The sequence below is a fragment of the Rhodomicrobium udaipurense JA643 genome, assembly GCF_000636015.1.
Lineage (GTDB): Bacteria > Pseudomonadota > Alphaproteobacteria > Rhizobiales > Rhodomicrobiaceae > Rhodomicrobium > Rhodomicrobium udaipurense.
In genome coordinates this window covers 1-20,748 of the sequence record NZ_JFZJ01000004.1, presented here as the reverse complement: position 1 = coordinate 20,748, position 20,748 = coordinate 1, and the positions used below count along the sequence as shown (strand labels likewise).

Genomic DNA, 20,748 nt, shown 5'->3' with positions numbered 1-20,748 from the left:
AGACGCCTGTTTTACGAAATGTCGGACGGCGCGATGCGGCCCGCGCCGGATGACGCCTTTTCGAACCGCTTTTATTGACACACGGAGACTTTCCATGCCGATGCATCGCTTTCTTGAGTGGCATGCCAGTCAGTTCATGACGAAGGACGTCGAATCCGTTCCCTCGTCGCTGACGCTCCGCGAACTCGGCGCGCTGTTCGATCACAACGACTACAATTCCTTCCCGGTCGTGGACAACGACGTGCTCGTCGGCCTCGTGACGAAGCTCGACTTCCTGAAGGCGTTCATCTTCGACACCAGCCACCTCATGCCGCACTACGGCGAGGTCATGTCGAAGACGGTGGGCGAGGTGATGATGAAGGACATCGTTCACGTCGAGCTTGAAACGCCGCTCACAAAGGTTCTGGAGCTGATGGTGAAGCTTCGCACGCGCGGCTTTCCGGTGCTCGAAGAGGGTAAACTCGTCGGCTTTATCTCGCGCACCGACCTCACCCACGCGCTGACGCTCGCCACCCGCGACGAATAGCGCGCGCCCACGCATCGACTCATCCGGGCGGTCGCAGCGTAGCGCCGCCCCATAAACAGGTTTTCGCCAGGTTCAGCCATGTCGCAGCACGCCCTTTCCGTAACGCGCGAGCAGAATTTTCCCGAGTGGTATCAGGCCGTCGTCCGCGACGCCGACCTCGCGGAAACATCGCCCGTGCGCGGCTGCATGATCATAAAGCCGTGGGGCTATGGCATCTGGGAGCGCGTGCAGAAGGGCCTCGACGCGCGCATCAAGGAGACGGGGCACGAAAACTGCTATTTCCCGATCTTCATCCCGATGAGCTTCATCGCCAAGGAAGCGGAGCACGTCGAAGGCTTCGCGAAGGAGATGGCGGTTGTCACCCATCATCGCCTTAAGAACATCGACGGCAAGCTCGTGCCCGATCCCGAAGCCGAGCTTCAGGAACCGCTGATCGTGCGGCCGACGTCCGAAACGATCATCGGCGACGCCTTCCAACGCTGGGTCAAGAGCTACCGCGACCTTCCCATCCTCATCAACCAGTGGGCGAATGTGGTGCGATGGGAGATGCGCACGCGCATGTTCCTGCGCACGACGGAATTTCTCTGGCAGGAGGGCCACACCGCGCACGCCGACAAGACCGACGCCATGGCCGAGACGCTGCGGATGCTGGAAGTCTACCGTAGCTTCGCCGAGGATGTACTCGCGATGCCGGTCGTGGCGGGCGAAAAGCCGGAGAACGAGCGCTTCCCCGGCGCCGACAACACCTATTCGATCGAAGCCATGATGCAGGACGGCAAGGCGCTTCAGGCCGGTACGTCGCATTATCTCGGCACGCATTTCGCGGAGGCGCAGAACATCCGCTTCCAGAACGAGGCAGGCGAACTTGCGCTTTGCCACACGACGAGCTGGGGCGTGTCCACGCGGCTCATCGGCGGCGTAATCATGACACATGGCGACGACGACGGCTTGCGCCTGCCGCCCGCCATCGCGCCGAAGCAGATCGTCATTGTGCCGATGCTGCGCGACAAGCCGGAAGACGCGGCCGTTGTCGAATTCTGTACGAGCCTCGCGGCGGAGCTTAACGCCAAGACCGCGTTCGGCGAGCCGATCCGTGCGCATATCGACAACCGCAAGATCAAGTCCGCCGACAAGCGCTGGGACTGGGTGCGCCGCGGCGCACCGCTCATCCTCGAAATAGGTCCGCGCGACGCGAGCGGCGGCAATGTCACGTTCACGCGCCGCGATGCCCTGCGCGACGGCCCCAAGGTCAAGTCGCATTCGCAGCCGCGCGCCGAGTTCGTAGCGGGCGCCGAAGGGCTGCTGCGCGAAATTCAGGGCGCGCTTTACGCCGACGCAAAGACGCGCCTTGACGGCAATATCCGCACCGACATCAAGAACTTCGACGAGCTGGCCGCCTATTTCGGCCCGGCCGAGGAAGACGAGGGCGGCGCGTTCAAGGGCTGGGTGCGCGTGTCGTGGTCGCGGCCGACCGGCGCGGCGCTCGAAGAAATCGCGGACAGGCTCAAGGCGCTGAAGCTCACCATCCGCAACACGCCGCTCGACAGCAAGACGAGCGCAGCGACGTGCTTCTTCTCCGGCGGCGCGGCCGTCGAAGACATCATCATTTCGCGGGCTTACTAGGCGAGCGCGCGGGGCCGCGTCGCCGCTCAAACGCCCGCGTCTGAAAGCAGCCGCTCCACAAGGCCGCGATAGCCCGAGTCGAAAAGGCGTAAGTGCACAAGCGCGGGCCACAGCCTGTAGATCGGCTGGCGCTCATCGAAGCCCGGTTCGAGCGTGCCGTAGGCGTCGTAGAAGGCGGGCGGCGGCGTGTCGAACATGTTCAGCATCGCGATATCGACCTCGCCGTGGCCGTAGTAGCAGGCGGGATCGATGAAGGACACCGCGCCGCTGCGCGAGACGAGCACATTGCCGCCCCAGAGGTCGCCGTGGAGAAGGCTCGGTGCGGCAAGCTCCGGCAGCCGGTCGGGGAGCGATTGCGCCAGCGCTTCGAGGCGGCGCGCCAGGTCCGCGCCAACATGCGGGACATTCACCAGAAGACGGCGCTCGCCCCAGAAGGCGGGCCAGCTTTGCGTCCAGCGGTTCTCGATGGCGACGCGCGCGAAAGCGTAGTCGTCGTCCCAGCCGCAGCAGTCGCCCTTAGCCGCGTGCAAGGTGGCCAGCGCCGCGCCGATTTGCGGCCACGCCTGGCTGATCGATCCGCCCGCGTCGACGGCCTCAATCACGAGCGCGCCATCGCCCACAGCGAGCACAGCCGGCGCGGGCGCGCCTGTGTCGGCGATGGCCCGTAGCATCCGCGCTTCCACCTCCGGCCGACCGCCGCCCTTCACGACTGCATCGCGTCCATCCGCGAGACGAATGCGCACGATCTCCGATAGCGAGCCGCCGCCGAGCGTCGTTTCGGTCGCGAGCGTACCGCCGAGAAGCGCGGCTCCCGCCTCGCCGAGCGCAGTGAATTTCGACATTGGATTCACTCCTGCCTGAACGCGCGATCAAATGCGAATGTGCAGCCAAGTCAGGGCGCCGGAGCACCTCGCGCACTCACTGCCCGGCTGCGATAGCCCGCGCGAGCGCCTGCGCGCCTTCCGTTACATCCGCCCAAGTGGTGTCGAAACCCGCCTCTTCGCCGTAATACGGGTCGGCGACCGCCTCGCCCCTGCGCTCGTCCACATAGTCGAGCAGCATCGCAAGCTTCGCCGTGCCATCAGACGGGCGCATCGAGCGCAGCACGGACAGGTTCGATCCGTCGAGCGCGACGATATGCGTGAAGCGGCGGAAGTCGTCCGGCGTCACGAGGCGCGCGCGAAAGCCGCCAATCTCCTCGCCGTTCTTCCGCGCCACCGCCTGAGCGCGCCGGTCGGGCGGCTCGCCCACATGCCAGTCTCCCGTCCCAGCCGAATCGACTTCAACGTCGAGACCGAGCTTCCTCGCCTCGGCCCGGAAGGCCGCTTCAGCAAGCGGCGACCGGCAGATATTGCCAAGGCATACGAACAAAACCGACGTTTTTGCCGCCATATCGTTTTCCCGCTGGTAAAAAGCACAATCTGGCCGCGTCCGTTCCTTTTGCGCAACCCATACTTTGAGACAGGGAATTGCACGCGGTCGAGGCGCGTTTTCGCAGTTCGCGCAACACCCTTCGATATTGCCCGCGCGTGGCGGCGCGGCAAGGAGGCATATTCGCCCTTGATGCGGCCATAAATCCGTTGCAACACACAGCCCGGCGTTGCGGTCGCGAAATCGCGTGCGCGCGGACGCCTGTCGAAAATCAACACGCGGGACGAGGCATGACAGAAAAAGCCGTGAAAGAACCGGGCGCGTTCGCGCCGTTCGAATGGCTGCTCGCTTTCCGCTATCTGCGCGCGCGCCGCAAGAAGGGTTCCGTGTCCGTCATCGCGTTCTTCTGCGTGCTGGGCATCGCGCTCGGCGTGGCCACGCTCATCATCGTGCTTTCGGTAATGAACGGCTTCCGCAAGGAACTGTTCGACAAGATCCTCGGACTTAACGGCCATGTCATTGTGCGGCCTCTCGCGCGCCCGTTCACCGACTATGACGAAGTTGCGAAACGGCTCAACGCCGTCAAGGGCGTCGACCATGCGCTCGCCGTCGTCGAGGGACAGGTGATGATCTCCTCGCAGAACGGTTCGTCCGGCGTGATCGTGCGCGGGCTCAAGGGGCGCGACCTCGAAGCCTTGAAGTCGATCTCGGGCAACATCCGCTTCGGCACGCTCGACGGCTTCGATGATTCGGGCGGCATCGCCATCGGAACGCGCCTCGCTAACACGCTCAATGTCTTTGTCGGCAGCGAGGTGACGCTGCTTGCACCGAAGGGCGCGTCGACGCCGTTCGGCACCGCGCCACGCGTGAAGCGCTATCGCATCGCCGCCGTGTTCGAGATGGGCATGTCCGAATATGACGGCTCCATCGCCTTCATGCCGATGAAGGAGGCGCAGGGCTTTTTCAATCTCGGCGAGGCGGTGCACGTTCTGGAAGTCGTGATCGACAACCCGGACAATGTGGAGGCGATGCGCGGCGTGTTGCAGGACGCGGGCGGCCCCGACATGCTGCTCACCGACTGGCGACAGCGCAACGCCACCTTCTACAATACGCTGAAGGTCGAGCGGAACGTGATGTTCATCATCGTGATGCTCATCGTGCTGGTGGCGACGCTCAATATCATCTCCGGCCTCACCATGCTCGTGAAGAACAAGGGACGCGACATCGCTGTGTTGCGAACCATGGGCGCGACGCGCGGTGCGGTGATGCGCGTGTTCTTCATATCAGGCACGAGCATCGGGCTGATCGGGACGCTTGTCGGCGTGATCCTCGGCGTGCTCATCAGCCTGCACCTCGAAGACATTCGCCAGCTGGTGTCCTGGCTCACGAACACGCACCTGTTCGATCCGAGCGTCTATTTTCTGTCGAGCCTGCCGTCCCAGCTCGATCCGTCCGAAGTGATCGTGGTCGTCGTGATCGCGCTGCTGCTTTCGATGGGCGCAACGATCTATCCCGCGCTTCAGGCGGCGCGTCTCGATCCCGTGGAGGCTCTGCGCTACGAATGAAAACCGTCACGCGCGATTTCGCGGGCACGAGGCCCGTTCTGCAACTCGTCGAGCTTGAGCGCACCTATGTGCAGGGCAACCGCACGCTGGATGTGCTGCGCCGCGCTTCCGCCGAAATCTGCGACGGCGAGGCGGTTGCGCTTGTCGGCCCTTCCGGGTCGGGCAAGTCGTCGCTTCTGCATATGGCGGGCCTGCTCGAAAAGCCGGGCGGCGGCGCGGTGCTGCTGAACGGTGTCGATTGCACCGCGCTCAACGACAAGGACCGCACGCGCGTACGACGCAACGAGATCGGCTTCGTCTATCAGTCTCACAACCTCCTGCCGGAGTTTTCGGCGCTGGAGAACGTGATGATGCCGCAGCTCCTCGCGGGCGTCCGCCGGAAGGATGCGAAGGAGCGCGCGCTGGAATTGCTCTCGACCTTCGGCCTTTACGAGCGCGCGTCGCATCGCCCGGCCGAATTGTCCGGCGGCGAACAGCAGCGCGTCGCCATCGCGCGCGCGGTCGCGAACAGCCCGTGCGTGCTGCTCGCCGACGAGCCGACTGGCAACCTCGACCCGCACACCGCCGACCGCGTGTTCGACGAGCTCGTGTTCTTCATCCGCAATTCGGGCGTCGCCGCGCTCATCGCCACGCATAATTTCGAGCTGGCGGGGCGGATGGATCGCGTGCTTCAGCTCAATGACGGCGTGCTGGTCGAAGTTTCGCGGCGTGCGGCCGGGGGCGAGGCGGAGGCCGAGCGGGCGGAACAGTTGGCGAAGTAAGCTTTGGCTATGCCGGGCGGCTTCGAGTATTTCAGCGGTTCGCCGCAATGGCTTCCGTTGAATTGAAGCGGGTTAAGCCGTTGCGGACCAAAGCGCTAATTTCCTGGAGGCCGCGCTGTTGGTGTTGAACTCTCATTCCTGCCCGGTTCCGCATTTTTATTTTATTGGTCCACTTCAGGCCAGCTTTGGACTCTCTGGACCTCGTAATCAGGGCGCGGCCGATAACCCGGCGTGTTAAAATGACGCCTGCGACTTACCACTCCGCTTTCGAGTTTACCACCGAGTAAGCGCATGCGGATATTTCTAAGGTATAGCCCAACGCTGTTTAGCGTCGCGCAGGGCAGACGAAGAACTCTTAACCTTTTCTGGAAGGTAAGCTATGGCAGATCCAAACAAAGTCTATCCGACAGGCTTGACCTTGGCGGAAGCTGAAGAATTACATGGTCATGTCATATTCGGCGCACGGGTTTTCGCTGCGATCGCGGTGGTAGCGCATATCCTTGCCTATCTCTTTACCCCTTGGCTTCATTAACCATCCACCAGGAGAACGAATAATGGCTTATACGGATGGACAACATGGCATTTGGTTGGTCGTTCCCCCAAAGATTGGCCTTCCTCTGTTGCTCGGCACGGTAACTTTGATCGCGCTGCTCGTGCATGCCGCCCTTATGAGTAACACGACTTGGTTCCCCGCTTACTGGCAGGGTGGCAAGGCCAAGGGGCCAAGCGCCGCGATAGAGGCACCGACTGCGGCGCCTATAGCATCTTCGGCGTCGTCCAACGGAGCGAAATAACGTTCAGATTTGCGCAAAAAAGACCCTGCTTTACGGCGGAGTCCTTTTGCTCTGTGTCGCTCTGAATCCATCTAACGCCGCCGCTCTTCTTTCGCCGAAAAAAAGCCCCCGCCCGGACGACCGAACGGGGGCTGTATCTTGCATCGGAGGCCGAAGCCTGCGGTTGCAGCGCCTACGCGGCTTCGACCGAAGTCCCGAAGCCCTTGGCCTTGAGCGCGGCGGTGATTTCCTCAAGCGTCGCCGGATCGTCGATGGTGGCGGGCATCTTGTACGCCTCGCCATCGGCGATCTTGCGCATCGTGCCGCGAAGGATCTTGCCCGAGCGCGTCTTCGGCAGGCGGTTCACCGTCAGCACGGTCTTGAACGCTGCCACCGGGCCGATCTGATCGCGCACCATCGCGACGATCTCTTTCTCGATCACGGCGATCTCGCGGACAACACCCGCCTTCAGGAGCACGAAGCCAGCGGCCACCTGTCCCTTGAGACCGTCCGCGATGCCGATCACCGCGCATTCGGCTACGTCGGGATGGTTCGCCACCACTTCCTCGATCGCGCCCGTCGAGAGGCGATGGCCCGCGACGTTGATGATGTCGTCGGTGCGCGCCATGACGAAGACATAGCCGTCTTCATCGATGAAGCCCGCGTCGGCGGTCTTGTAGTAGCCCGGATATTCGATGAGGTAGCCCTCGATGAAACCCTGGTCGTTGTTCCACAGCGTCGGCAGACAGCCGGGAGGCATCGGCAGGCGGATCGACAGCGCGCCCGTCTGGCCGCGCGCGACTTCCTCGTTCGACTCGTTCAGCACGTGAAGCTCGTAGCCCGGCAGCGCGAAGGTGGGCGAGCCGAGCTTGATCGGCATCGCGCCGAGCCCCGCGCAATTGCCCGCGATGGCCCAACCCGTTTCCGTCTGCCACCAGTGGTCGATGACCGGAACCTTCAGCAGGTCTTCGGCCCATTGCACCGTGTTCGGATCGGCGCGTTCGCCCGCGAGGAAGAGATATTTCAGGCTCGAAATATCGTAATGGGCGAGGAACGAGCCTTGCGGATCTTCCTTCTTGATCGCGCGGAAGGCGGTCGGCGCGGTAAACAGCGCCTTCACCTTGTGCTGTGAGATCACGCGCCAGAACGCACCCGCGTCCGGCGTGCCGACAGGCTTTCCCTCGTAGACGATCGTGGTCGCGCCGTGCAGCAGCGGGCCATAGACGATGTAAGAGTGGCCGACGACCCACCCTACATCCGACGACGCCCAGAACACTTCGCCCGGATCGATGTCGTAATGGTTCTTCATCGTCCATTTCAGCGCCACCATGTGGCCGCCGATGTCGCGAACGACGCCCTTCGGGCGGCCGGTCGTGCCCGACGTGTAGAGGATGTAGGCCGGATCCGTCGCAGCCATCGGCTCGCACGGCGCGCTGACGCCGCGCGCCTTCGCGTCGTCGAGAAGCGCGGCGTAATCGTAATCGCGGCCTTCGATGAGCGTCGCGATTTCCTGCGGGCGCTGCACGATGATGCAAACCTCTGGCTTCACCGAGGAAAGCTCGATGGCGTGGTCGAGGAGCGGCTTGTAGTGGATGACGCGCGTCACTTCGATGCCGCAGGACGCAGTGATGACCGCCTTCGCCTGCGTGTCCTCGATGCGGATGGCAAGCTCGTTCGCCGCGAAGCCGCCGAACACCACGGAGTGGATTGCGCCGATGCGGGCGCAGGCGAGCATCGCGATAAGCGCTTCGGCGATCATCGGCATGTAGACGATGACGCGGTCGCCCTTGCCGATGCCCTTCTCCTTCAGCACGCCCGCGAAGGTGGCGACTTCCGTCAGAAGATCGGCATAGGTCAGGACGCGCACTTGGCCCGTGACGGGGCTGTCATAGATGATCGCAGGCTGATCGGCGCGGCCGTTCTTCACATGGCGATCGATGCAATTATAGGCCGTGTTCGTGACGCCGCCGGTGAACCAGCGCCCGTAGACGCCTTCGTTGGCGTCGAAGATCTTCTTCGGCTGCTCGAACCAGTCGATCTCGCGCGCGGCTTCTGCCCAGAAACCCTCCGGGTCGCGTTTCCAGCTCTCGTATACGTCGAAATAGCGGCTTTGAGCCGGGTTTGGCGAAGTCATGGCAAGTCCTCCAGGATTGCCCGCATAGTGCTCAAAGTGGCGCCTCTTCCGCAAGGTGCGAACTGCGGCAAAACGGCCAGACGGAGAAGCAGAAGCTTGCTTCTTTGGTATAAGCTCGACGCCATTTTGTACGAAGATAACGCGTCTTGGCATTCTCGCGCAATATTCGAAACTTGGCTTGTTTCGATCCGTTTCGCTCCGATTTTGGGTTATAAGAGGCCCCGCGGGAGCCGATCTGTCGAAGGGAATTCCACGATGCCGCTAATCGAAACGCCGTTCCTCACCACCGTTTGCGGGCTGGAGGAACTGGCCGGGCATGCGTCGCGCGAGGTGAGCCATGTTCTGTCGATCCTCGATCCTGACGAACCCGAACCGCCGGCATTCGGTGCCTATGGTGAGCACGCGCGGCTTGAGATGCGGTTTCACGACATCATCGAGGAGACTGCGGGACACATCGTGCCAACGCCCGACGACGTGGCAAAGATGCTCGCGTTCGGTCGCGAATCGGAAGCCGAGGCCGGAAGCCTGAGGCACTTGCTCGTTCATTGCCACATGGGAATTTCGCGCTCGACGGCGACGATGGCGCTGCTGCTCGGCCAGTCGCAGCCGCTGCTCTCCGCAGATGCGATCATGCAGCATATCCTCGCGATGCGGGAGAGGGCGTGGCCGAACCTGCGCATTCTGGAATATGGCGAGGCGATGCTGGGCCGGGGCGACGAGTTCACGCGCGCGGCGGGGGCGATCTACCGGATACAGCTCGAACGACGGCCGGAGATCCGCGAGTTTTTCGTCAACGTGGGGCGTGGCCGGGAAATCGAAGCGGCGGATCGCGCCTAGACAGAAAAAAAGCAGCGCGTGCAATGCCGCGCTGCATCATATTCAGGGCTGACGCCATCCATGTAGAACGCGAATAATGACGACTGCGTTGCTTGGCTTGGCGAGTCACCAAACTTATTTCACGGCGATGATGACGTCCGAAGACTTGATGATCGCCGACGCTTCCATGCCGTCCTTCAAGCCCAGATCTTCGACGGATTCGTTCGTGATCGACGCAGTGATCGTCGTACCGCCGACATCGAGAAGCACGTGAGCCGTTGTCGTCCCCTTGATAACCTTCGTTATTTTTCCGGTGAATACATTCCGGGCGCTGACTTTCATCGGGTGACTCCTTTTTCGTATATAAGCCTAAAGTGGTGCATAAAATATGGCGTTTTCACGAAACCGCAAGTGCGGATTCGAGGCAATGTTGTATAATCGATTACACATATCACAAGAAGTCGGCGGAGCTATATACGTCAAGCTATAGCTCCAGAACATATATCCAGAAGGTTACAGCTACGAATAGATGGCCTATCCCGTATTTCTGATCCCGGCAGCCACGCCGTTGATGGAAATCTGGATCGCGAGCCGGATTTTCTCCGCGTGATCGCCGCGCCGCCAGCGTCTCAGCAACTCGATCTGAAGATGGTTCAGCGGCGCGATATAGGGAATGCGCCGCGAGATCACGCGCGCAAGCGGCGGATTGTCGGCGAGGCGATGCGGCGAGCCGGTGATGATGTTCAGCGCCTCGACGGTCGCGTTCCACTCCACAAGCAGCGCGCCCGTGACGCGTCGAGCAAGCTGTCTGTCCGGCACGAGATCGGCATAGCGCCGCGCGATCCGCATATCCGCCTTGGCGAGCACCATGTCCATGTTGGAAAGCAGCGTGCGGAAGAATGGCCATTCCCGTCGCATGCGCCGCAGGAGGGCGGTTCGCTCGAACGGGGCTTCCTTTGCGTAGGCGCGCACCGCCGTGCCGAAGCCGTACCAGCCGGGAAGCGCGGCGCGGGCCTGCCCCCAGGAGAAGCTCCACGGGATCGCGCGCAGATCTTCGATACGCTGGTTCGCCTTTCTGGAGGCGGGGCGCGAGCCGATGTTGAGTTCCGCGATTTCGGCGATGGGCGTAGCCGCGAAGAAGAAGGCGTCGAAGCCTTCCATGTCGTAGACGAGCGCGCGATAGGATTTCATGCTCAGCGCCGAAAGCTGCTCGGCCGCTTCGAGGAACTCGGGCGGGACCGGCTGGCGGGGCGACAGCAAAGTCGCCTCGATGGAGGCGGCGGCGAGCGATTCGAGATTGCGGCGCGCGATTTCCGCATGCGCATATTTCGACGCGATCACTTCGCCCTGTTCCGTGATGCGGATCTGGCCGTTCACCGTGCCCGCAGGCTGGGCCAGCACAGCCTGATAGGTTGGGCCGCCGCCGCGCCCCACCGTGCCGCCACGCCCGTGGAAGAGGCGCAAGCGAAGTCCCTCCTCCGAGCATAGCCCTTCGAGCGCGACCGACGCGCGGCAGACTTCCCAGTTGCTGGTGAAGAAGCCGCCATCCTTGTTGCTGTCGGAATAGCCGAGCATCACTTCCTGAATGCCGTCGCCCGCCGCCGCGAGTCGATGGATGCCGGGCAGCGCGAAGAAGTCGCGCATAATGTGCTCGGCGCGGCGAAGGTCGGGGATCGTCTCGAACAGCGGCACCACGATCAGCGCCACGCGCGCCTCGGGGTCGCCGAGCGCGCCCTTCATCAGCCCCGCCTCCTTCTGGAGCACGATCACTTCGAGGAGATCGCTCACGGTCTCCGTATGGCTGATGATGTACTGGCGGATGGCGCGTTCGCCATAGGTGGCTCGCATGGCCCGCGCGGCGTCGAGGATGCCGAGTTCCGAGGCGGCGAGATCGGAATACGCGGCGGTCGGAATGCGAAGCTGACGCGGATCGCCCAGCACCGAAAGCAGCACGGCCTGCTTCTCTTCCTCGCTCAAGCTCTTGTAGTCGGGCGAGACGCGCGCCGTGGCCAGAAGCTCGGCCACGACCTCCTCATGCTTGTCGGAGTTCTGGCGCAGATCGACGGTGGCGAGATGGAAGCCGAACACCTCGACCGCGCGTCGCAAGGGGCCGAGCCGCGTCTCGATCAGCGCGCCGCCCTTGTTCGCCAGCAGCGACTCCTCGATCACAACGAGGTCGGCGAGAAAATCCTCGGCCTTCGCATAAGGTTCGGCGGAGGTGAGCGGCGGCCTGAGCGCGGACTTGTCGGCGAGCTTCCGCAGGGTCATGGCGAGCCGCGCATAGATGCCCGTCAGCGCGCGGCGATAAGGCTCGTCGGCCCGGTGAGGATCGTTGTCGTTCGAGCGTTCGGCCAGCGTCTGAAGCTCGGGCGTACATTGAGTGAGGCGCGTGGACAGCGGCATCTCGATGCCGAGTTCGTTGACCTCGGTCAGATAATTGCGCAGCGCGATTTCGCTTTGCCGACGTAGCGCGAGCCTGAGCGTGTCGGCGTTTACGTTCGGGTTGCCGTCCCGGTCGCCGCCGATCCACGATCCCATCTGGAAGAAGGAGCCCGCATGCGGCTTGCCGATGCGCTGCTCCAGCGTTTCGTAAAGACGCGGGATCTCCGAGAGAAAACTCGACTTGTAGAACCGCAGCGCGTTCTCGATCTCGTCGGCGACCGTGAGATGGCTGGAGCGCAGAAGCCGCGTCTGCCACAATTGAAGCACGCGCCCGCGCAGCAGCGCCTCGTTGCGCTTCAGTTCGAGGCCGGTGAGGCGGTCGCGTTCTTCGAGAAGCCGCTCGATGGAGCTTGTCGCGTCGAGGATGCTGCGCCGCTGGACTTCGGTCGGATGCGCGGTCAGCACCGGCGAGACAAGGCTCGTCCCCAGCATGTCGAACACGGTTTCGGTCGCAATCCCCGCTTTCGCCAGCCGGTCGAAGGTGAGGTCGAGGCTGCCTTCCTGCTCGTCGGGGCGCCGCTCCAGCGCGACGCGCGCAGCGCGGATGCGGTGCCGGTCTTCGGCGATATTGGCGAGGTGTGAGAAGTAGCTGAAGGCGCGCGCGATGATCACGGCCTGTTCCGGCGTGACGCGGGCCATGATGTCATCCATGGCGCGGGCGGCGTCGTTATCGGCCTCGCGCTCGAAGGCGACGCTCAGCCGCCGGATCGTTTCGATGATGCGGAAGGCTTCGTCGCCCTCCTGCTCGCGGATCGTGTCGCCGAGGAGCGCGCCGAGAAGGCGAATGTCGTCCTGAAGGCGGGACTCGAGATCGGGAAGACCGCCGAGGGTGGGGCTAAGCGTGTCGATCATGGCACTCTCTAATGAGCCGAACTCGTTTCTTGAACGCCAGTTTCAGCAGGAGAAACCCTGACGGCGCCAGCTTCGCACAACGCCTTTCCTCGATTGCGCCCGAGGAGCAAAGCATTTCTGAACCGCGCTGCGTCATTTTGCGCGAAGGCGGGCGGATTGCCTAGTGGTCCGATTCCGACATGGGCATCCGTTGCCCCAAATGAGCCTCGCGGAGCTTTTGCATTTGACATTCGGGCGAGAGCGCGCGGCGTCCGTAAATCACGGGCCAATTTCGCTCCACTGGCGTTTCCGTGAACGGACGGGCGCTCGTTTGATGTCGACAGTTTTTCCCCCCAACTATATAGACACCGATACAACGCATATATAGACGCAGATACATCTCACCACCGATCCGACTCCGATCGAACGAGGAAACGAATGAGCTTCAGATCACGCTTCGTGGCGACGGTCTCCGCCGCGCTTCTCTCCGCGGCGCTCCTTGTGCCGCAGGCCATCGCCCAGGAAACGAAACCTGTCATCGTCTTCGCCGCCGCGAGCCTGAAGAACGCGCTCGATGCCATCTCCGCCGACTGGCAAAAGGAGACCGGCAAATCCGTGAAGACCAGCTACGCCGCAAGCTCCGCCCTCGCGAAGCAGCTCGAGCAGGATGCACCCGCCGACATCTTCATTTCCGCCGACCTTGACTGGATGAACTACGTCGAGAAGAAGGCGGTAATCGATACGGCGAGCCGCGAGAACCTGCTCGGCAACGCCATCGTGCTCGTCGCGCCGAAGGACAGCACGGCGACGATCGAGCTGAAGGAAGGCGCCGATCTCGGCAAGCTCGTCGGCGACGGCCGCCTCGCGGTCGGCCAGGTCACGTCCGTGCCCGCCGGCAAATACGGCAAGGCCGCGCTCGAAAAGCTTGGCCTCTGGTCGCAGGTCGAGAACAAGCTTGCGCAGGCCGAGAGCGTGCGCGCCGCGCTCTTGCTCGTCAGCCGCGGCGAAGCACCGCTCGGCATCGTCTATGCGAGCGACGCGGTTTCCGACGCCAACGTGAAGGTCATCGCCACCTTCCCGGCCGCTTCGCATCCCCCGATCATCTATCCAATCGCGCTGACCACGAAGGCGGGCGAAGACGCGAAGTCCTTCTACACCTACGTAAAGTCGCCGAAGGCCGCGCCTCACTTCGAGAAGCAGGGCTTCACCGTTCTCGCGGACAAGAAGTCCTGAACGACTTCTGGACGCTCAGCCCGGATGAGTGGACCGCCATCCGGCTGAGCCTCCTGGTCGCGACCGTCGCAGTGGTGGCGAGCCTGCCTTTCGGGCTCGCCATAGCCTGGGTGCTGGCGAGACGCGAATTCTGGGGTAAGTCCCTCGTCAACGGTATCGTTCATCTTCCGCTCGTGCTGCCTCCCGTCGTCACCGGCTATCTGCTTCTTATCTCCTTCGGCAGAAAAGGCCCCGCCGGGCAATTCTTCGAGCAGTGCTGCGGACTCGTCTTCTCGTTCCGATGGACGGGCGCTGCGCTCGCCTGCGCGGTCATGGGCTTTCCGCTCATGGTGCGCGCCATCCGCCTTTCGCTCGAATCCGTAGACCGTCGGCTCGAAGACGCGGCGGGTACGCTCGGCGCGAGCCCTCCCTGGGTGTTCCTCACCGTCACGCTGCCGCTCATCGCTTCCGGCGTCATCGCCGGCATGATCCTTTGCTTCGCGCGCGCCATGGGCGAATTCGGCGCGACGATCACCTTCGTGTCCAACATCCCCGGCGAGACGCAAACCCTGCCTTCGGCGATCTACACCTTTACGCAGGTGCCGGGCGGCGACGAGGGCGCGCTTCGGCTGACGCTCGTTTCGCTCGTGATTTCGATGGCGGCGCTGATCGCATCCGAGTGGCTGGCCCGGCGCGCGGGCGGCGCGGGGAGCATTGCCTCATGATCGAGGTCGCTGTTGCGCAAAGTCTCGGCGCGTTCGCGCTCGATGTGGATTTCAAGACCGACGGTCGTTTCGTCGCGCTGTTCGGCCATTCGGGGTCGGGCAAGACCACGCTCATCAACCTGATCGCCGGGCTGACGCGGCCTGCTCGCGGCCGCATCGTTATCGACGGCGAGACGCTCGTCGATACGGCGCGCGGCATTTTCGTGCCCGCCTGCAAGCGCAGGCTCGGCATGGTGTTTCAGGAAGGTCGCCTGTTCCCTCATCTGTCGGTGAAGCAGAACCTGCTTTACGGCGCGTGGTTCGCAGGCACGGTGGACAAGAGCGGCGCCGAACTCGCGCGCGTCGCCGAACTTCTCGGCATCGATCACCTTCTCAAGCGCTACCCGAACCGCCTGTCCGGCGGCGAAAAGCAGCGCGTCGCCATCGGTCGGGCGCTGCTCGCCTCGCCGAAGCTTCTCCTGATGGACGAGCCGCTTGCCTCGCTCGACGATGCGCGCAAGCTCGAAATCATGCCGTATCTGGAGCGGCTACGCGACGAGGCTGGCATTCCCATCATCTATGTCAGCCACTCGGTTGGGGAGGTGGCGCGGCTGTCGGATACGCTCGTCGTGCTCTCGGCAGGCAAGATGCGCGCGTGCGGCCCAACGCTCGACCTGATGCGGCGCGTGGACCTGTTTCCGGCGGCGGAGGGCGGCGACGATGCGGGCGCGGTCATCCTCGCCAGGGTGGAGAAGCACGATCCCGATTACGATCTCACCACGCTTGTTTCGCGGGCGGGGGAATGGCGGATGCCGCGCCTCGACGTCGCCGAAGGCAAGGACGTGCGCATGCAGATCAAGGCGCGCGATGTCATGATCTCGCGCGAAAAGCCGGACAACATGAGCGCGCTGAACGTGTTTCGCGGGGTGGTGGAAGAGATCGGCGCGTTGGATGGGGCGAGCGTAGAGCTTCGCGTCGACTGCAAGGGCGAGACACTCATCGCCAGGCTCACACGCTTCTCGGTGGAGCGACTTCAGCTAGCGGTCGGCGAACCCGTGTTTGCCATCGTGAAGTCGGTCTCGTTCGATCGGCGCACGCTTGGCTCCGGCTGGCAGGATCTTCGCGCGTCGGATGCGAGCGCGGGCGCGGAATAGCCGGGCGGAGTAGCGTCGGCTGCAAACGTGCCGAAACAGGGGACGCGACCACGCGTTGCACCGAACGCTTGGCAGACTCTGGCAACGCCGTTATGCCAGTGTCAAACCAAAGAAAGACCCGGAGTCGTCATGACAGCCGCCGCATTTCCCAAGCCGCGCACGGACCTCAAGCCGAACACGGCGGAATTCGAGCGTCTTCCCTATGTGAAGCCGACGGGTTTTCGCGAATACGACGCGCGCTGGCTGTTCCCGCAGGAGATCAACCTGATGGGGATGCAGGCGCTCGGCATCGGGCTTGCGACGTTGATGCGCGAGCGGGGCGTGCCGGTGCGCATCGTGACCGGCCACGATTACCGCTCCTATTCGTCGAGCATCAAATGCGCGCTCATTTCCGGCATGCTCGCGGGCGGCGCGGAGGTGCACGACATCGGGCTTGCGCTCTCGCCGATGGCCTATTTCGGGCAGTTCGCGCTTGAGGTTGAAGGCGTGGCGATGGTCACGGCGAGCCACAATGACAATGGCTGGACGGGCATCAAGCTCGGCATGGCGCGGCCGCTTACCTTCGGCCCGGAAGACATGAGCGAACTCAAGGCGATCGTGCTCGAAGGCCGCTTCGCCCCGCATGAAGGCGGCACGTATCGTTTCCACGGCGACATCGCCGACCGCTATATCGCGGACCTCACCGACCGCGAACCGTTCGCGCGCAAGATCAAGGCCGTCGTCGCGTGCGGCAACGGCACGGCCGGCGTTTTCGCGCCTGAAGTGCTGGCGAAGCTCGGCGTCGATGTGATCCCGCTGAACACCGATCTCGACTACAATTTCCCGAACCACAACCCCAATCCGGAATCGCTGAAGATGCTGCACGCGGTGTCGAACGCGGTGCGGCTGTCGGGCGCGGATGTCGGCCTCGCCTTCGACGGCGACGGCGACCGCTGCGGCGTGGTCGACAACGAAGGCACGGAGATTTTCGCCGACAAGGTTGGTGTCATGCTCGCGCGCGATATTTCGGGCCTGTACAAGGACGCGAAATTCGTGGTGGACGTGAAGTCCACCGGCCTGTTCACCACGGACCCGGTGCTCGTCAAGAATGGCGCTCACACCGCCTATTGGAAGACGGGCCATTCCTACATCAAGCGCTACAGCCACCAGACGGGCGCGCTCGTCGGCTTCGAGAAGTCGGGCCACTACTTCTTCAACCCGCCGCTTGGGCGCGGCTATGACGACGGCATCGTGTCGGGCATCGCAATTTGCGACATGCTTTCCCGCAACCCCGGCAAGACCATGGCCGAGCTGCACCGCGAACTGCCGAAGACGTGGCAATCGCCCACCATGTCGCCCCATTGCGACGACGAGAAGAAATATGAGGCGGTCGATCGCGTGATCGCGCATTTCAAGGCGATTGCCGACCAGGGCGGCGAGATCGCGGGCCAGAAGATCCGCGATGTCATCACGGTGAACGGCATCCGCCTCGTGCTCGAAGATGGCACGTGGGGCCTCGTGCGCGCGTCATCGAACAAGCCGGAACTCGTCGTCGTCGTGGAAAGCCCGACTTCGGAGGCCAACATGCGCGCGATCTTCGCCGAGATCGACCAGCATCTCGCCACCTATCCCGAGATCGGCGAATACAACCAGAAGATCTGACGACCTGATCCAAGCGACGACCGCCGGTGCGGTCCGACATCCGCGCGTCCGTCGCGGCGATTTTCGCGCTCTCGCCGCACTCGCAGAAGCGCCAAAGCCGAGTGCTGGCATACAACATATTGTCGCAGGCATTTCACGCGATAAGCATCTGAGCTATTAACGAATTTTAATCCATAGCGCTCGCGTTGGCCGCCCTCCCCTCATGGGCCGCAACTTCAAGCCGCAGAGCGGCCTTAATTAAACTTTAGCGAAAAGGCCGCCGGTGCCAGCCAAAGCTGAGCCAGATAAGCCGGCGAGGGTCTCGTCGCCACCTCCGCGCGGAAAACGCGCATCGGCCTTTGCGAGCACCTCCGTTAGTGACCTCCAACAGGTAGGTGAGTATGCGACTGCTTCTCACAGCAGCCATTGTTATGCTTTTCGCAATCCCGGCCAACGCCGCACATCGGCACCGCCATCACGCCAAGCAATTCGGCACAAGCGAGGCTAGTCTCGGCAGGGGCAGCAGCAACGGCCTCGTTACAATCACCACGGCAGCGGGTCCGATCCGCGTCGCCGCCCATCTCGCGGGGCGTTTTCAGGCCCTGATCGCCGACTTCATCTCGCACGGCTACAAGCCGCGCTCCGTGCATTGCCATGCTCACGGCGGGCACGTCCCCAACTCGCGCCACTATTCGGGCGCGGCCTGCGATTTCGACCAACGCGGCTGGGGGCTGACGACCTCCTTCATGTACCGCGCCCGCGCGATCATCGCGAAACACGGCTTCCGCGACGGGTGCAGTTTCAACGACTGCGGACATGTGGATGATGGCGGCTCGGTCCGCTACGCGGCCAGAAAACACCGCAACCCGGGCGTGCGAAGCGTGAAGTCGCGAGGGCAAAAGCGCTACTATGTGCGCTATGCCCGCGACGACGATTCGGATAGCTGAGCGGTCTATTGACCGCGTCCACACAGCCTTATGGCGCTTCCGGCGATCACATTTCCGGGATGCCATAAGGCCATTCCATCCCTTGCACGTTGTTCCGGCCTAAAATTCAGCCACCTTAATAAATACAATTAGATATATTTACCATTTCCTCACAAACGAATATGGTTACTTCAGTCTTAACTCTATGATCCGCTCCTTGATCTAAGTCAAGACGATGTGGACCGGGAAATGGACGCTCTTATTCTATCGCTGATGCTATTTATCAGCATTTTAATCAACATCTCTTCTTTTGACGACGCGTTCATAGACCTTCTTTCCATTGGAATAAGTCGGCGAAATTTTGGCCACGCCCAAGAAGAGCCGTCCACGGAAAAGCCGACCTCGTCCGAAATCCCCGATATTGGCGTCTTCGTCGCCAACTGGCAGGAGGAAGACGTGCTCGGTCGGATGGTGGAGGGAAACCTCGCGCGCATCCCGATTTCGTCCGTAAAGCTTTATCTCGGCGTCTACCCGAACGATACCGGCACGCTCGCCGTTGCCGAGGCCATGGCGGCCCAATATCCGGACCGCGTGCGGGTCATCGTGAACTCCATGGAGGGGCCGACCTCCAAGGGCCAGATGCTGAACGAGATGTTCCGTCAGGTCTACGCGCGCCCCGGAGCGCCGGAGATGGCCGTCCTGCACGATAGCGAGGACATCATCGATCCCCGCACCTTCGGCGTTTATGCGGCCTATGCGCGGGATGGCTACGACTTCATTCAGGTGCCGGTGTTCTCGCTGAACTCCATCAAGCGCTCGAAGGTCGCCGCCACCTACATGGACGAGTTCGCCGAGCGCCACACGCGCGAGATGGTCGTGCGGCATGCGGTCGGCGCGATGATCCCGTCGGCGGGCGTTGGCACCTGCATGACGCGGCGGCTCCTTGAGCATTTCGTAAAGGAACGCGGCTTCGTGCTCGCGAATGGCTGCGTCACCGAAGATTATATCCTCGGCGTGGAAGCGAAACGCGCGGGCTTCCGCTCGGCCTTTGCGGCCATATCGGCGGATGAATTGCGCGGACTCGATTTCGTCGCCACGCGCGAATATTTCCCGAAGTCGTTCTCCGCGTCGGTGAAGCAGAAGACGCGCTGGGTCTACGGCATCAATTTCGAGGCGACACACAAGCTCGGCTGGGGCGGCGATTTCTGGGACAAATACTTCTTCATGCGCGATCGCAAAGGCGCGATCACGAACTTCCTGCCGCCGATTTCGCTCGTCTTCTGGATTTTACTCGCGTTCGAAGTCGTCGATATCGAGCAGATGCCGCTGGACCTCGTGCCGATATTCCAGGTGTCGATCTTCCTCAACATGCTCGCGCTGGGACTTCGCTACCTGATGCGCGTCATCTGCTGCCGCGACGTCTACGGCATCAACGATTTCATCGGCGTGGCAGTGCGATGGCCGGTGTCGCTCACCGTCAACATGCTGGCGGTCTGGCGCGCCTGGAAAACCTACGTCGGCGAAAGCGAATACGCCACCAAACCCATCGTCTGGTCGAAGACCGAGCACGAACTTCCCGACGATCTCATGTCGGCGCGACGATAACACTCAAGGAAAAATTTCAATATGCGTATCCTCCTGGCTTTCGGGACACGTCCCGAAATTATCAAACTCGCGCCCGTTTACCGCGCCTTGCGGAGCCGCCAGATCGACGTCGACGTTCTGTGGACGGGTCAGCACACCGATCTCGCCGCTGGCCTCATCGATTTCTTCGGCATCGACATCGCCTTCAATCACAGCGGGATCGTCGCCGAGGCAGGTCTCGCGGCGAAGGTCGGCATCATGACGAAGCGCATCGAGAGCGTGATCCGCGCCAGTCATTACGACTGGATCGTTGTGCAAGGCGACACCGGCACCGCGCTCGCGGCGGCGACAGCGGGCTTCCTCAATGCCGTGCCGGTCGCGCATGTCGAGGCCGGACTTCGCACGGGCGACATGCAATCCCCATGGCCGGAGGAGTTCAACCGGCGCGTCATCAGCCTCTGCACCACGCTCCACTTTGCGCCGACGCCGGGCGCGCGGGCGAACCTGCTCGCCGAGGACATCCGCGCAGAAGCCGTGCGCATGGTGGGAAATACCGTGGTCGACGCCCTTCAATTCGCACGGGCCAGAGTGGCGAACGGCTATACCCCGATCAATCCCGCGCTCGCCTCGCTGCCCGATAACAGAAAGATCGTGCTCGCCACGCTCCATCGCCGCGAGAACATCGGCGATCATATGGATGAGGTGC

At 62.7% G+C, this 20,748-nt stretch carries 19 protein-coding genes; 14 read left to right on the top strand and 5 right to left on the bottom strand.

What is annotated here, in order from left to right; translation table 11 throughout:
- Positions 1 to 94: 94 nt before the first annotated feature.
- Positions 95 to 526, top strand: coding sequence for a CBS domain-containing protein (locus T281_RS01325; protein WP_013421078.1), 432 nt, complete (start codon positions 95 to 97; stop codon positions 524 to 526).
- 78 nt (positions 527 to 604) lie between these two features.
- On the top strand, positions 605 to 2,149 hold the full coding sequence (gene proS / locus T281_RS01320; protein WP_037232941.1) for a proline--tRNA ligase: 1,545 nt from the start codon (positions 605 to 607) through the stop codon (positions 2,147 to 2,149).
- Positions 2,150 to 2,175: 26 nt separating this feature from the next.
- Here the strand turns inward: proS and T281_RS01315 are convergent, their stop codons facing one another.
- Positions 2,176 to 2,991: a fructosamine kinase family protein gene (locus T281_RS01315; protein WP_037232938.1), complete on the bottom strand. Its 816-nt coding sequence runs from the start codon at positions 2,989 to 2,991 to the stop codon at positions 2,176 to 2,178.
- Positions 2,992 to 3,067: 76 nt separating this feature from the next.
- The gene (locus tag T281_RS01310; RefSeq protein WP_037232936.1) at positions 3,068 to 3,541 is read right to left on the bottom strand and encodes a low molecular weight protein-tyrosine-phosphatase; all 474 of its coding nucleotides are present in this window, start codon (positions 3,539 to 3,541) and stop codon (positions 3,068 to 3,070) included.
- Between the two features lie 269 nt (positions 3,542 to 3,810).
- Between T281_RS01310 and T281_RS01305 the strand changes: the two genes are divergently transcribed.
- The 4 genes from T281_RS01305 (at position 3,811) to T281_RS18070 (ending at position 6,640) form a co-directional block, all read left to right on the top strand.
- Complete coding sequence (locus tag T281_RS01305) at positions 3,811 to 5,085, top strand: lipoprotein-releasing ABC transporter permease subunit (protein WP_037232934.1); 1,275 nt, start codon at positions 3,811 to 3,813, stop codon at positions 5,083 to 5,085.
- On the top strand, positions 5,082 to 5,846 hold the full coding sequence (locus T281_RS01300) for an ABC transporter ATP-binding protein (protein ID WP_052036896.1): 765 nt from the start codon (positions 5,082 to 5,084) through the stop codon (positions 5,844 to 5,846). The genes T281_RS01305 and T281_RS01300 overlap by 4 nt, the downstream gene beginning before the upstream one ends.
- Positions 5,847 to 6,225: 379 nt before the next feature.
- Positions 6,226 to 6,378, top strand: a complete 153-nt coding sequence (locus tag T281_RS18075) for a light-harvesting protein (RefSeq protein WP_081796517.1) — start codon at positions 6,226 to 6,228, stop codon at positions 6,376 to 6,378.
- A 22-nt stretch (positions 6,379 to 6,400) separates the two neighbouring features.
- The gene (locus T281_RS18070; protein ID WP_081796516.1) at positions 6,401 to 6,640 is read left to right on the top strand and encodes a light-harvesting protein; all 240 of its coding nucleotides are present in this window, start codon (positions 6,401 to 6,403) and stop codon (positions 6,638 to 6,640) included.
- 172 nt (positions 6,641 to 6,812) lie between these two features.
- Here the strand turns inward: T281_RS18070 and T281_RS01295 are convergent, their stop codons facing one another.
- A complete protein-coding gene (locus T281_RS01295; protein WP_037232932.1) occupies positions 6,813 to 8,753 on the bottom strand; it encodes a propionyl-CoA synthetase in 1,941 nt (646 codons plus the stop codon).
- 255 nt (positions 8,754 to 9,008) lie between these two features.
- Between T281_RS01295 and T281_RS01290 the strand changes: the two genes are divergently transcribed.
- On the top strand, positions 9,009 to 9,590 hold the full coding sequence (locus tag T281_RS01290; protein WP_037232930.1) for a tyrosine phosphatase family protein: 582 nt from the start codon (positions 9,009 to 9,011) through the stop codon (positions 9,588 to 9,590).
- 114 nt (positions 9,591 to 9,704) lie between these two features.
- Here T281_RS01290 and T281_RS01285 read toward each other — a convergent pair whose 3' ends face one another.
- On the bottom strand, positions 9,705 to 9,911 hold the full coding sequence (locus T281_RS01285) for a TOBE domain-containing protein (RefSeq protein WP_013417816.1): 207 nt from the start codon (positions 9,909 to 9,911) through the stop codon (positions 9,705 to 9,707).
- A 192-nt stretch (positions 9,912 to 10,103) separates the two neighbouring features.
- Complete coding sequence (gene ppc / locus T281_RS01280) at positions 10,104 to 12,863, bottom strand: phosphoenolpyruvate carboxylase (RefSeq protein ID WP_037232928.1); 2,760 nt, start codon at positions 12,861 to 12,863, stop codon at positions 10,104 to 10,106.
- Positions 12,864 to 13,280: 417 nt separating this feature from the next.
- Here ppc and modA point away from each other — a divergent pair, with 417 nt between their 5' ends.
- From modA to T281_RS01245, 7 genes are all read left to right on the top strand, one after another.
- The gene (gene modA / locus T281_RS01275) at positions 13,281 to 14,075 is read left to right on the top strand and encodes a molybdate ABC transporter substrate-binding protein (RefSeq protein ID WP_037232926.1); all 795 of its coding nucleotides are present in this window, start codon (positions 13,281 to 13,283) and stop codon (positions 14,073 to 14,075) included.
- A complete protein-coding gene (modB, locus tag T281_RS01270; protein ID WP_037232918.1) occupies positions 14,072 to 14,779 on the top strand; it encodes a molybdate ABC transporter permease subunit in 708 nt (235 codons plus the stop codon). Before modA ends, modB begins: the two co-directional genes overlap by 4 nt.
- On the top strand, positions 14,776 to 15,912 hold the full coding sequence (gene modC, locus T281_RS01265) for a molybdenum ABC transporter ATP-binding protein (RefSeq protein ID WP_037232915.1): 1,137 nt from the start codon (positions 14,776 to 14,778) through the stop codon (positions 15,910 to 15,912). Before modB ends, modC begins: the two co-directional genes overlap by 4 nt.
- 129 nt (positions 15,913 to 16,041) lie before the next feature.
- Positions 16,042 to 17,553, top strand: coding sequence for a phosphomannomutase/phosphoglucomutase (locus tag T281_RS01260; RefSeq protein ID WP_037232912.1), 1,512 nt, complete (start codon positions 16,042 to 16,044; stop codon positions 17,551 to 17,553).
- 410 nt (positions 17,554 to 17,963) lie between these two features.
- Entirely contained in the window at positions 17,964 to 18,479 is a 516-nt protein-coding gene (locus T281_RS01255) for a hypothetical protein (RefSeq protein ID WP_037232907.1), read from the top strand.
- 228 nt (positions 18,480 to 18,707) lie between these two features.
- Positions 18,708 to 20,063 (top strand): glycosyl transferase family protein, encoded by a 1,356-nt coding sequence (locus T281_RS01250; protein ID WP_037232905.1) that lies wholly within the window; start codon positions 18,708 to 18,710, stop codon positions 20,061 to 20,063.
- Between the two features lie 21 nt (positions 20,064 to 20,084).
- Positions 20,085 to 20,748 (top strand): UDP-N-acetylglucosamine 2-epimerase (locus T281_RS01245; RefSeq protein ID WP_037232901.1); only part of this gene is annotated, 664 nt, incomplete at its 3' end.